Source organism: Billgrantia ethanolica (assembly GCF_021404305.1).
Lineage (GTDB): Bacteria > Pseudomonadota > Gammaproteobacteria > Pseudomonadales > Halomonadaceae > Halomonas > Halomonas ethanolica.
Genome location: NZ_JABFTX010000001.1, coordinates 506463 through 519454, shown reverse-complemented (window position 1 = coordinate 519454; position 12992 = coordinate 506463). Strand labels below are relative to the sequence as shown.

The 12992-nt window shown below is 66.3% G+C and carries 11 protein-coding genes; 7 read left to right on the top strand and 4 right to left on the bottom strand.

Going from position 1 to position 12992, the window contains the following annotated elements:
* Positions 1–64 precede the first annotated feature (64 nt).
* Complete coding sequence (locus HOP53_RS02380) at positions 65–928, top strand: oxygen-binding di-iron domain-containing protein (protein WP_234268522.1); 864 nt, start codon at positions 65–67, stop codon at positions 926–928.
* A gap of 529 nt (positions 929–1457) precedes the next feature.
* Here the strand turns inward: HOP53_RS02380 and cysK are convergent.
* Positions 1458–2948 carry a cysteine synthase A gene (gene cysK, locus HOP53_RS02375; protein ID WP_234268521.1) on the bottom strand — a complete coding sequence of 497 codons (1491 nt, stop codon included), beginning with the start codon at positions 2946–2948 and terminating at the stop codon, positions 1458–1460.
* A 171-nt stretch (positions 2949–3119) separates the two neighbouring features.
* Between cysK and HOP53_RS02370 the strand changes: the two genes are divergently transcribed.
* The 6 genes from HOP53_RS02370 (at position 3120) to HOP53_RS02345 (ending at position 10026) form a co-directional block, all read left to right on the top strand.
* Complete coding sequence (locus HOP53_RS02370; protein WP_234268520.1) at positions 3120–5375, top strand: ATP-binding protein; 2256 nt, start codon at positions 3120–3122, stop codon at positions 5373–5375.
* Complete coding sequence (locus tag HOP53_RS02365; RefSeq protein ID WP_234268519.1) at positions 5372–5920, top strand: DUF4242 domain-containing protein; 549 nt, start codon at positions 5372–5374, stop codon at positions 5918–5920. Before HOP53_RS02370 ends, HOP53_RS02365 begins: the two co-directional genes overlap by 4 nt.
* Before the next feature lie 104 nt (positions 5921–6024).
* Positions 6025–6585 carry an OsmC family protein gene (locus HOP53_RS02360; RefSeq protein WP_234268518.1) on the top strand — a complete coding sequence of 187 codons (561 nt, stop codon included), beginning with the start codon at positions 6025–6027 and terminating at the stop codon, positions 6583–6585.
* Positions 6582–7838 carry a flavin-containing monooxygenase gene (locus HOP53_RS02355; RefSeq protein WP_234268517.1) on the top strand — a complete coding sequence of 419 codons (1257 nt, stop codon included), beginning with the start codon at positions 6582–6584 and terminating at the stop codon, positions 7836–7838. The genes HOP53_RS02360 and HOP53_RS02355 overlap by 4 nt, the downstream gene beginning before the upstream one ends.
* Positions 7839–7976: 138 nt before the next feature.
* Positions 7977–8645 (top strand): response regulator transcription factor, encoded by a 669-nt coding sequence (locus HOP53_RS02350; RefSeq protein ID WP_234268516.1) that lies wholly within the window; start codon positions 7977–7979, stop codon positions 8643–8645.
* Position 8646: 1 nt separating this feature from the next.
* On the top strand, positions 8647–10026 hold the full coding sequence (locus HOP53_RS02345) for a sensor histidine kinase (protein ID WP_234268515.1): 1380 nt from the start codon (positions 8647–8649) through the stop codon (positions 10024–10026).
* Here HOP53_RS02345 and HOP53_RS02340 read toward each other — a convergent pair.
* The 3 genes from HOP53_RS02340 to HOP53_RS02330 are packed head-to-tail and all read right to left on the bottom strand — an operon-like array spanning position 9985 to position 12987.
* On the bottom strand, positions 9985–11007 hold the full coding sequence (locus HOP53_RS02340; RefSeq protein WP_234251069.1) for an AbrB family transcriptional regulator: 1023 nt from the start codon (positions 11005–11007) through the stop codon (positions 9985–9987). The two genes, HOP53_RS02345 and HOP53_RS02340, sit on opposite strands and share 42 nt — an antisense overlap.
* 3 nt (positions 11008–11010) lie before the next feature.
* Positions 11011–12519: a tripartite tricarboxylate transporter permease gene (locus HOP53_RS02335; protein WP_086510411.1), complete on the bottom strand. Its 1509-nt coding sequence runs from the start codon at positions 12517–12519 to the stop codon at positions 11011–11013.
* 12 nt (positions 12520–12531) lie between these two features.
* The gene (locus HOP53_RS02330; protein ID WP_086510410.1) at positions 12532–12987 is read right to left on the bottom strand and encodes a tripartite tricarboxylate transporter TctB family protein; all 456 of its coding nucleotides are present in this window, start codon (positions 12985–12987) and stop codon (positions 12532–12534) included.
* Positions 12988–12992: the final 5 nt, after the last annotated feature.

Sequence of the window (12992 nt, the reverse complement as noted above, 5' to 3'; positions counted from 1 at the left end):
GGGCTTATCACTCTCGATGTGAACAACGGTGTTCACTGAAAATGAGAGCCCAGCGGAGGCCACCATGAGCCACGACAACAACCCAACGATGCTGCACACCCTCGAGGCCGGGAGCGACTGGCATGTATTGCCCGCCTTCCTGCCATTGCCCGGCATGGGAGGCTTGGCGATCAACGCTTTCCTGCACAAGGGGAGTGAGCCGGTTCTGGTCGACACCGGACTGGCCGCACTCGGCGACTCGTTCCTCGATGCCCTCGAGGCGGAAATCGACCTCACCGACCTGCGCTGGATCTGGCTGAGCCATACCGATGCCGACCATATCGGCAATCTGGCCCGCATCCTGGAGCGCGCGCCCAGCGCAAGGGTCGTGACCAGTTTCCTCGGCATGGGCAAGATGGGGCTGCTCGGCCTCGACGTCAGTCGCGTGCACCTGCTGGAGCCCGGTGCACGACTCACGCTGGGAGATCGCGAGCTGGTTCCGCTGCGTCCGCCTTACTACGACGCACCGGAAACCCTCGGCTTCTTCGATACTCGCTCGCGAACCCTGTTTGCCGCCGACAGCTTCGGCGCCCTGCTTCCTCAGCCGGCCGAGAGCGTAAGGGAGATTGCGACCTCCACGCTACGGGATGGCCTGGTGGCCTGGTCAGCGATCGATGCTCCCTGGCTGGCCACGGCCGATCGCGCTGCCCTGGGCCGCGCACTGCATGGCCTGGAGCGCCTGGCGCCGACCACCGTACTCTCCGGTCACTTGCCGGTGGCCGAGGGTGGCGTCAAGGAACTTACCGCCATCGTGCACTCCGCCTGGTGTTCTGGCCCCGGCACCGGGATCGATCCGCAGGCGATCGAAGCCGTGGTTGAGACACTGGGCGACGCTATCGGTCTGCCCACGCAAAGCGCTTTACTCAGCTCGGTGGGCAGCTCGCGGTAGGCGGCATCGGGTTCGGCCCCCAAGCCGTCGAGAATACGCGTGAAGAAGGCGCGCCCGGCGACCACGGCAACAATGTCGAATATTTCGTCGTCGCCAAGCCCATGGGCGCGCAGTGTTTCGATATCCTCGCCGCCGACCTCCTGAGCGCGGCAGGCCACCTTGGCGGCAAAGGCCATGATATCGCGCTCGGTCGGGTCGGGCGCGCCTTCCTCTCCGAGTAGCATGGACTGGGTGGCCGCCATGCCCACCAGGTCCGAGAGGAACTTGGCATGGGCCAACGAGCAGTAGGAGTTGCCCAGGGCCCGGGCGGCGGCAACGGTCACCAGTTCGTAGCGGCGCGCCTCCATGGGGCGGCGGACGGTGGCGATCAGCGTCGCCCAGGCCTTCATCACCTCGGGGCGATGGCAGAACACCCGGGCATAGTTGGGCAGGTAGCCGAAGTGCGCCAGCTGGCGCTGATACATGTCCAGGACCTCGCCTTCGGCCTGCTCGGGTGGCGTCGTTGCGATATAGCTCATGGCTCTCTCCCTCAGGCCGTGGCGGAGCGTGGATGCAGCCAGGCCGGCAGCAGCAGCTCGGTGTCGATGATGGCCTCGGCGTCGTATGCGACACTGCAGGCGGCGAGTCGCCGCCCCAGGCTGCCGTCGTGCCATGCCTCGAACAGCTCGCCGCAGCCGCCGAGGGGCTCGCCACCGATGAAGATCTGCGGGATGGTCGGCGCTCCGCAACGCCGCGCCAGCACCGGGCGCAGGCGCACGCCCATGTCGTCGGCCTGATAGGCGGGCGAATCGAGATCCACGCTCAGGTAGTCGACCCCCAACCGGGCGAACAGCTTGCGCGCCGCCCAGCAGAACTCGCACCAGGCAAGGGAGAACATCACCACCGGCGCCTGGGCCAGGCACGCCTCCAGGCATCGCTCGGCCTCGACATCGTACGCCGTAGCCACCGGCTGTATGGCCGTCGCTGCGGGGACGGCCGCCGGACGTGGCGCGGGCACATCGAAACGACAGCCGGGCGTTGAGCGCGACAGGGCCAGCTCCTCCTCGTTCATCTCGTCCTCGATGCCCTCGAACAGCGGGGTGGACTGGTAGCGCTCACCGGTGTCGGGCAGCATGCAGACGATATGGCTGCCGGCCGGCGCTCGCCGGGCCACCGCCAGTGCCGCAGCCAGGGTCGCGCCGGCCGAGATGCCAACGAAGATACCCTCCTTGCGAGCCAGCTCACGGGCCAGCCGCAGGGCTTCCTCCCCGGCCACCGGCACGATCTCGTCCACCATGCCGGCAGCTACCGCCTGCTGGGTCAGCGGCGAGATGAAGTCGGGGCTCCAGCCCTGCATCAGGTGCGGACGGAAGCGCGGATGGCTGACGCCTGCCGGCTGCGCCTCGCCGCTGCCCAGCAGCGGGGCGTTGTCGGGCTCGGCAACGACGATGCGAATACGCGGATCGGCCGCCTTGAGCACCCGGGACACGCCCTTGAGCGTGCCACCGGTGCCGAAGCCGCTGACCCAGGCATGAATCGGCTCGCCCTGCATGTCGTCGAGTATCTCCCGTGCCGTGGTGCGGCTGTGCACCTCGGCGTTGGCTTCGTTCTCGAACTGGCGGCACAGGAAGTAGCCGTGCTTCTCTGCCAGTTCGATTGCCTTGGCCAGCATGCCGCTGCCCTTCTCGGCGGCCGGCGTGAGCACCACGCGGGCACCGAGGAAACGCAGCAGCCGGCGCCGCTCCAGGCTGAAGCTTTCCGCCATGGTCACCACCAGCGGGTAGCCCTTGCGGGCGCAGACCATGGCCAGGCCGATGCCGGTGTTGCCGCTGGTGGCCTCGATCACCGTCTGGCCCGGACGCAGGTCACCGCTTCGCTCGGCTGCCTCGATCACCGCCAGCGCCATGCGGTCCTTGACCGAGCCCATGGGATTGAAGGCCTCCACCTTCACGTGCACGTTCACCGTCGGCGGCGCAAGCCGGGCGAGTCGCACCAGCGGGGTGCGGCCGATGGTATCCAGAATGCTGGCGTAGCGGGTCATGGTGAGTCTCCTCGGATGATCATGCCGACAGCTTCGCCCCATGCCGAGGAAGCCGGCGTGTGAGCCAGCGTGGTTTTTTCTGGCAGCGGACTTGAAGAAGGCCATGAAATGACAGGCCAGCCCGGCGCGATCGGCGACTATACTGCTAGCGTGACATCACCGGGTCCGGACATGAACACGCTGACCCTCAACCTGCTTGGCGATCTCGAAGTCATTCGGGACGGGCAGGTATTGTCGCTGCCGCCCTCGCGCAAGACCCGTGCCCTGCTTGCGTACCTGGCCCGTCATTCACGCCCCCTTAGCCGTGAGCACCTTTGCGATCTCTTGTGGGAGCTTCCCGACGATCCCCGAGGCTCGCTGCGCTGGAGCCTGTCGAAGTTACGCCGACTGGTGGATACACCGGGTCGGCTACGACTGCGAGCCGACCGGCTTGGCGTGAGCCTGGATACCTCCGACATCGATATCGATGTGGCCGGCCTGCATACGTTATGCAACGCTGACCTGGCAGAGGCCGACATCGAAGCGCTCGAGCATACTGCCACCCGCTACCGTGGTCCCTTTCTCGAGGGGCTGGAGCTGGACCGTTTTCACGACTTCCACGGCTGGTGCCTGGCCGAACGCGAAGCTGCCATACGCGCCCAGACGACCCTGCTGACGACCCTGGTCGAACGTCTCGCCGACTCTCCGCAGCACGCCCTGCCTCATGCTCATGCCTGGGTACGCCTGGCTCCCTTCAATGAGACGGCGCGTGCGCAGCTGGTGCGTTTGCTGCTGGCACTGCGTCGTCCGCGCGAGGCCGAACAGCAACTACAACTGGGCGTGCGGCTCATCCGCGAGGCGGGGCTGCCGCTCAACGGTCAGTTGCTGCGTGCCTGGCGGGAGACGAAGTTCTCGCCGACGCCCCTACTAGAGAACGTCGCCAGTGCGATCCCTAACACCACGGTGCCGGTGGGCATCCACCCGGACCTGACAGGCGACACCCTGGAAGTGATGCGCTGGGCAGCGCTGTTGGCGCCTGACGCTGATTTCACTACTCTGAGTCAGGTCTCGGGGCTCGATACCAATCGTCTCGGTATCGCCCTGGAAGTGGCCGAGCGCCACCAGTGGCTCTCCATCGGCGCTCAAGGCCTGCGCTTCATGCACAGCGCCATGGCCGACGAGCTGTACGATGCCATTTCCCCGGTACGCCGCCAGACCATGCATCGGCGCATCGCCGAATGGCTGGCCGCAAGCCCCCTCAACGACATGCAACAGGCCAATTGCCTGGTACATCACGCACTGGCCAGTGGAGACCTCGACCAGGCAGCCCGGGCCATGATCGAAGCCGGACGCTTCTGTCTGCGCAATTGCGCCAACGAGGAAGCCCAGCGATTCGCCCAGCAGGGCCTGGCGCTGACCGATGGCATGACCGGCACCCGGCGTGTCTGCCTCGCCCTCGAACTGCACGACGTTCTCTACAGTGCCGCCCCCCTGGCAGATTGGGAGGCCGGCGCCGGCGCAGTGGTGGCACTTGCCGAGCAGGCGCTGGAACACGGTGCCCTCGCCCACGCCCGGCTCGGCTATCAGCTGGCCAGCCATATCCGTTGGGCTCACGGCCAGTGGAGCGACGCTCATGAGCAGGCTCTCCAGGCGGAGCGCGCAACCCGCTGCGGCGACGACCGCGAGCAGGTCATCGCCATGGCGGAAACCGCGCGCTGCCTGGCCATGCTGGAGCGCGACCTTGACCAGGCGGCCGAACTGCTCGAGCAGGCACGCGAACTGGCCACTCGGCAGCACATCGGTTATCCCGCCATTCCCCTGGCCCAAGGCCTGCTCAGCCTGCATGAGGATCGCTTCGACAAGGCAGCGGGCTACTTTCGCGAGGCGCGTACCCTGTGCAAGGCCATGGGCGACCGACTGGGCGAGTTCCAGGCCCAGGAGTCGCTGCTGCTGATCGACCTGGAGCGAGACGATTATCAAGAGGCCCAAGAGCGCTGTGCTCAGCTGCAGGAACTCGGCAAACGCCTGCGCGACGGCAGCGAGGCGCCTTACGCAGACGCCGCCGCGGCCCTGTGTACGTATGCTCTCGAGGACGACTCCGCTCCCTTCGGCGTCGCACTCGTCACTCTGCGCCACGCCGATGCCCGCCATCGCCTGGCCACGCTGCTGCTACAGGCGGCACGGCTCGACCTGGCCCGCGCTCGAACCGAAACAGCCAGGCAGCGCGCCGGCGAGGCCCTGGAGCATGCCCGTGTGCTCGAACGTCGCAGCGAGCAGCTGCTGGCCCACGCCCTGCTGGCCGAATGCGCCCGCCGCCTGGGTGACGAGGACCATCGGCGTGAGCATGCCCGCACCGCCGAAGCCTTGCTACAGGAGCCCATCGCCGCCTGGGTCAGGCGCCGCTGTCGCACGCTGTTGGCACAACCTGCCGCCGAGGACGAGACATGATCGACGTGTTTCTGGAGCGCCGCCTCCCGCGGCCTCTCGGATCGAAGGTGGTGCTTGCGCTGACCTTGGAAGGACAGCCGTGCTTCGATCTGTATCGGCTCAAATGGCAGGAAAGCCTGCTGGCACGAGATGGGCAACGCCTGGTCTGTCATTTTCAGGCGCCCGACGTGGAATCGGCGCGTATCGGTCTACGCCAGGCAGGTGCCGACGTCAGTTCACTGTGGGGCGGTACCGTGCATGCTGCACCAGGCCTGAAAGTCGCGGATTTGGCGGCCGCCAATGTCCTGGTCGAGCGCCACTTCGCCGCCCCCGTCACCTTCGAGGCGATCCAGGCGCTGGAAAATGCCGGGGCCGCCTGCCTGTCCAACCATCACGTGCGTTTCCTGCTCAGCTACTTCTCCCTCGACCGGAGGCACATGCACTGCCTCTATCAAGCACCCGATGCCGAATCGGTACGCCTGGCCCAGCATCAGGCCGGTATGCCGCTCAGCCGCATCTGGGCCTTTCAACGTATCGCACCGGCCGATACCACGGCGCAGCCCTGAAAAACCACGCCCTCTCCCACGCTGGGTCTCACGTGCCCCACCGAATCTCGTTCCTGACCGCTGACGGTCACCCCACGACGAGAAAACAATGCGAGGAGAGCTCCATGCACACCACTACTCAACCGATCGATAACGGCGTCAACGTCACCGCCCTGCTGGGCGCCCGCGAAGCGCTGGCCCAGGCGCCGGCGGCCGCCCGCTTCACCTGGCGCGCTCACTGCGACTGGATTCGCGGCACTCACAGCCAGATCGTCGTCGAGGACTTCCACGGCCTCGGCGAAACCCAGCATCATCGCTCACGCTTCACCTACCAGGCGGACCACCCTGAAGTGTTCGCCGCCGAGGACCAGGGCCCCACTCCGGTGGAGTACGTGTTGGTCGGACTGGCTGCCTGCCTGACCGCCGGTGTCGCTGCCGTGGCCCAGCATCGCGGCATCCAGCTGCGCTCGGTCAAGGCCATGGTGGAGGGCGACATGGACATCCAGGGCATCCTCGGCATGGATCCCGAGGTGCGCAACGGCTTCGACGATATCCGCGTGACGTTCGAGATCGACGCCGATGCCAGCCGTGCGGATATCGAGGCGCTGGTCGCCCAGTCGCAGAAGCGTTCGGCCGTGTACGACCTGTTGACCAACCCCACCCATGTGAAGGTCGAGCTGAAATGAAGACCGTCACCGCCGTTGTCATCGGCGCCGGGCACGCCGGGCTCGCCATGAGCCATCACCTGGCCGGGCGCGGCATCGATCACGTGATTCTGGAACGCGGCGAGGTCGCTAACGCCTGGCGCCACGAGCGCTGGGAGTCGCTACGTCTGCTCACGCCCAACTGGCAGTGCCGCCTGCCCGGGCACGCCTACACCGGGCCGGAGCCGGAAGGCTTCATGAGCATGCCGGAGCTGATCGCCTTTCTCGATGACTATGCACGGGGCCTTTCGGCCCCGCTGCATACTGCGACCGAAGTGCTCGCACTGCGCCAGGTGGAGGGAGGCTACCGGATCATCACCAACCGGAGCGAATGGCGCTGCCGCGCGGCGATCATCGCCACCGGCGCCTGCCAGCTTCCTGTCGTGCCTGCCATGGCGGCAGCCCTGCCACCATCGATCATGAGCCTGACGCCACATGCCTACCGTCACCCGGGTCAGCTGCCAGAAGGCGGCGTGCTGGTGGTAGGCGCCTCGGCCACCGGCGTACAGCTGGCCGACGAGCTTCAGCGCAGCGGTCGACCCGTGACCCTGGCCGTGGGGCAGCACCTGCGCCTGCCGCGGCGCTACCGCGGCCGTGACATTCAATGGTGGCTGGAGCATGCCGGCCTGCTCGATCAGCGCTTCGACGAGGTGGAAGATCTCGCCCGCGCCCGTCGCCAGCCTTCGCCGCAGCTGCCGGGCAACGCCACGTCCGAGGATCTGGACCTCAACGCCCTGGGCGAGCGTGGCGTGCGCCTGGTGGGGCGTCTGGCCGGCCTTGCCGGCACCCGGCTGCAGTTCTCGGGCTCGCTGGCCGTTCACTGCACCGCGGCGGATCTCAAGCTGTCGCGGCTGCTCGATAACCTGGACGCCTGGGCCATCGCCCATGGCTGGCACGGCACCCTGCCCGCCCCGGAGCGCCCGGCACCCACCCGGGTGCCGCCGCGGCCTTGCCTGGGCCTCGACCTGGCTGCCGGTGATATCAAGACGGTGCTCTGGGCCACCGGCTTTCGTCCCGACTTCCGCTGGCTCCAGGTACCGGTGTTCGATACCCGTGGACGCCTGCGCCACGAAGGCGGCGTGGTGGCCCCCGGCCTCTACGCCATGGGCCTGCCCTTCATGCGAAGGCGCAAGTCGGGCGCTATCCACGGCGCCGATGACGACGCCGCCGAACTCAGCGCCCACCTGGCCGCCTGGCTGGCCAAGGTAAAAACGCACCAGGGCAGTTTTGCTTGAACACTGCAAACGCAAAGGCCCAGCCGCTCGGGGTGAGCGGCTGGGGCTTCTTACCCTCGACCGCGCCCACTCGGAACAGCGCTGAGCCTCGGGATCCTTTATCATCCACATTCCGCAGACTTAAACCCGGAATGCCACGTGAAAGCCCTGGTCATCGAAGACAACCCGAACCTGGCCACCTCCATCGCCACTTTCCTCGGCGAGGCGGGCTTCCAGGTGGAGACCTGCGGCGACGGTCGCAGCGCCGAGCACCTGCTGCAGACGCTCTCCTTCGATCTGATCCTGCTGGACCTTGGCCTGCCCGAGCTGGACGGCATCCATCTGCTGCGCCGCCTGCGCAGCCGGCACGACAATACTCCCGTGCTGATCATCTCGGCGCGGGACGCCCTGGACCAGCGCGTGCTCGGCCTGGAGGAAGGTGCCGACGACTACCTGGCCAAACCCTTCTCGCTGGTGGAGGTGGTGGCACGGGCGAAGGCGCTGGTGCGCCGGGCGAAGCAGTTCGGCGAGAACAGCCTGCAGTGCGGTGACATCGAGCTGCCTTCCGGCAGCCCGGCCGTACTGGTCGCTGGCCAGCCGGTCACGCTACACCGGCGTGAGCGCGAGGTACTCGAATATCTGCTGATCAATCAGGGGCGCCTGGTGAGCAAGGCGCAGCTGATCGACCGGCTATCGGACCTGGACGATGTCGTCTCCCCCAGCGCCATCGAGACCTACATCTCGCGCCTGCGCAAGAAACTGGGCGATGGAATCCAACTGCGTACCGTACGCGGCCTCGGCTACCTGCTCGACACCAAGTCCAACTGACATGACTTCCATTCGCTCCCGCCTGCTGCTGTGGATCGGCCTGCCCTTTACTCTGGTCGGCCTGCTGACCCTCGCCACTAGCTATTACGTGCTCTCCCACCAGATCACCGAGACCTTCGACGACATGCTGCTCAACGCCGCGGAGCGCCTGGAGCGACGCATCTATTCGGTGGACGGCGAGCTGCGCATCAACATGCATTACTTCAGCATCAGCACCCTGGGCAGCCGCGGCGATGGCAAGATCTTCTATCGGATACGCGATGCCGAGGGCAACATGCTGGCGGGCTTCGACGGTCTGGCAGACCCGCCGGGCGACCTCGACGAGCCGCTGTTCTACGACACCCGTTACGCCGGCAATACGCTGCGTGCCGTGGCTACCACCTTCCCCGTGGTGCGCTCCACCCGCAGCGGCCAGATCGAAGTGATCGTGGCCGAGTCGACCGAAGCCAGGCAGAACATGATCAACGAGTTTCTGCTCACGCTCTCGGTGCTGATCGCCATCGGCGGCCTGCTGGCCGTCACCATCGCCCTGCTCGCCATTCATCGCGGCCTGGCCCCGCTACGCTCGATCAGCCGCTCGCTGCGCCGCCGTTCGCAGAACGACCTCGAGCCGATCGAAGCCGAAGTGCCCAGGGAAGTCTCGACGCTCGTCGCCAGCATCAATGGCCTGATGATGCGAATGCGCCAGAGCATTCACAACACCCAGCAGTTCAATGCCGATGTATCGCACCAGTTGCGCACGCCCATTTCGGAGATTCGCGCCCTGGCGGAGCTCACCTCCCGCCAGTCCATCGACCCGCGAGCCAGGAACAGCCTGGAGGAGATCGGGCGTATCGCCGAGAGCGCAGGCTACACGGTGCAGCAGCTGCTCACCCTGGCCAAGGCGCGCCACGAGCTGGTGGATACTTCCGCCATGGCCATCGCCGACCTCGCCGAGCTGAGCCGGGTGGCATGCGCCGATTCGATTTCACGGATCTACCAGCGCGGTCAGGAGCTCGAGTTCTGCGAACGGGAGAGCGGCTGCCTGGTCATGGCAGACAGCGTGATGCTGCGCTGGCTGACCCAGAACCTGGTCGAGAACGCCAGCCAGCATGCCGGCGGCGCCCAGCCCTATCGCGGCACCATCTACGTACGGGTTTCCCGCAACGAGGGAGCGGTGCAGCTGCGGGTCAGCGATGACGGGATCGGCGTGAGCCCGGAGCAGCTTGCCAGACTGACCGAGCGCTTCTACCGCGCCAGCCCAGAAACGCCGGGCAGTGGGCTTGGCCTGGCCATCGTCGACGAGATCGCCCGCGCCCACGGCGCCACGCTGGCACTCGACAGCCCACCGGGGCAAGGGCTAACGGTGACGGTGACCTTCCCCCAGCCACCTGCCCAGTGAAATGATCGCCGGTGTCGCCAGAATCAGCAGCAGCAGGCGCAGCACATGGTGCGACACCACGTAGAGCGGGTCGACGTCCAGCGCCACCGCGATCACCGCCATCTCCCCGACACCGCCCGGTAGCAGCGCCAGCAGCGCCGCCGTGAAGGAGTGCGTCGTGAAGCTCGCCAACAGCCAGGCGGTGGCCACCGCCATCAACACGGCATAAAGCCCGAACAGCAGCCCGTAACGCCCCACCTGGACGACCCGCTGCCAAGGCGTGCCGGCAAAGCGCGCGCCCACCGAGCTACCCAGCACCAGAAAGGTGGCCACCAGCAGCACATCGGGTAGCGCCACCCCATGGCCCAGGCTCGCCAGCACCACCCCTACGGCCATGGGCCCCAGGAACTCCGGCAGCGGAAAGCGCAGCAGCCGGCCCAGCCACCAGGAAGCAGGTGCCAGCAACAGCAGTGAGACGCCCGCCCAGCTCACGCCGTTGCCCTCACCCAAGGCAATGCCACCGGCCAGGTAACTGGCCATAAAGGCCGCCGATGCCACCACGATGACCAGACGCATGGCGTGGGTGATGGCAATCCAGCGGATGTCCACGCCCAGACGCTCGGCCAGGATCACCGTGGCATTCATGCTGCCCGGGAAGGAGCAGAACACGGCGCTCAGCCGACTCATCCCGCTGCTGGAGAACAGCCAGGCGCCGCCGGCCAGCATCAAGCCCATGTATGCCAGCATGGCCAGCACGCTGGGATACCACTCCAGCAGGTGCGACAGCTCGCCCAGCTCGATGCGGTTACCGATGAACAGCCCCAGCATGGCGATGGAACCGCGATGCAGCCGCTTGTCGATACCCGCTCTTACGCCGGCCAATGAAGCGATCAGCACCGCGAACAGCGGCCCCAGCATCCAGGCCATGGGCAACGAGACCAGGGTGGCGACAGCGCCACCCAGAGCCCCGATCGACAACGTCGAAACGGTACGCAGCCCCATCGCTCAGGCGCCGAGCGGCTGGCGGCGCCGCCGGAACCAGTTCACCAGGTGCTGACCGAACAGCGAGATGAGCAGCAAGGCCAGGATGATCAGCGTTACCGGCCGTTCCAGCACGTAGGCCAGGTTGCCGCCGCTGATCTGGTAGGAGTGCAGCAGCGACTTTTCCGCCATGGCCCCCAGCAGCATGCCGATGACGGCGGCAGGCACCGAATAGCCGTAATGGCGCAGCAGCCAGCCGACCACCGCAAAGATCAGCACCGTGGCGGGCCCGGTCATGTTGCCGGTCAAGCCGAAGGAGCCCATCACCGCCAGCACAAGCACCGAGGGAATCAGGTAGCGCATCGGCACCTTGACGATGTTGGCCAGCAGCGGGATGAACAGCAGCCCGATCACCATCAGCAGGAACACCTGGGCGAAGTTGGCGAAGATGATGGCGTAGACCACATCCGTCTGCTGACGGATGAACTGCGGCCCACCGGTGATGTTGTGCATGGCGAAAGCCGCCAGCATCACCGCCGTGGCGCCCCCGCCGGGAATGCCCAGGGCCAGCAGTGTCGCCATGGAGCCCGCCTCGGAGGTGCTGTTGGCCGATTCGGAGGCCACCACGCCCTTGGGGTTGCCCTTGCCGAACGAACTCGGGTCCTTGTCGCGGCGCTGGGTCTCCACATAGGAGAGCAGGTTGGATACCGATGAGCCCACCCCCGGCACGGCGCCGACGAACACGCCGATGAAGCCACCCCGGATCAGTACCCAGGGATACGTCACGGCCATCTTGAAGCCCTGGAAGATTTCCGAGATCTTGACCTTGCGCGATGCTTCCGATTCGACGATGTAGCCCTTGTTGGCCAGCTTGAACAGCTCCGAAGCCGCGAACATGCCCATCATCGCGGGGATGACCGGCACCCCGTCGAGCAGGAAGGTCTGCCCCATGGTGCCCCTGGCCATGCCCAGCTCGTTGAAACCGATGGTGCCCACCAGCATGCCGACGAAACCGGCCATCAGCCCCTTCAGCATATGCTCGCCCCGCAGGGTGGCGATCAGCGTCATGCCCCACAGGATGACGGCGAACATCTCCGCCGGCCCCAGCTTCAGCACCATGAAGGAGAGCGGCTGGATCATCAGGAACAGGATCAGGTAACCCATCAGCACGCCGATGACGGATGAGGCCAGCGCCACGCCCAGCGCCTGGTTGTGCTTGCCCTGGCGCGCCATGGGATAGCCGTCGAAAGCAGTGGCAATGGCCGAGGAGGTCCCGGGAATGTTCATCAGGATGGCCGGAATGCCACTGCCGAAGGAGCCACCGGTGAAGATGGCCGTGAGGAAGAGCATGGCCTGCACGAAGTCCATGTACAGTGTCATGGGCAGGAAGATCGCCATGGCCATGGAGATCTGCAGGCCCGGCGTGGCCCCGAAGATCAGGCCGATGATGATGCCCGGTACGACCACCATCCAGGGGCTGAAATTGGTGAAGAGCAGCGCGAGCGCCTGCTCAACCGCAGCTAGATCGATCATGGTGTCGCTCCCTCAGTCCGGCAGGACCAGCATGTGCATGGGATAAGGCAGCATCTCGGCGAAGAAGAACGCCGTGCCGAAGCCAAAGGCCAGACTGTAGCCGCCCAGCAGTAGCCAGTTGCGCTCGCCCTTGAGCAGCAGGAACAGGGCAACGAACAGCACCGTGGCCACATCGAAGCCCAGGGTTTCCAGCGAGATGACATAGGCGGCAAACAGCCCCACTACCGGCAGCGTGCGATGCAGCGGCTCCCCACCGTCATCCGGACGGGTGAGCAGGGTGCCCTGCTTCAGGCGAATGGCCACCTCCAGCAGCACGATGGCCAGCACCACGAGAGACAAGGGCAGGATCAGCAGGAGATTCTGTATGGCCGACGAGACCCGAATGGCATCCATCAGGTACCACAAGGTAAAGCCGGCCAGAGCCATGAGGACCAGCAGGTCCCCATAGTCGCGTTTATGGGTGGTCATGAGAC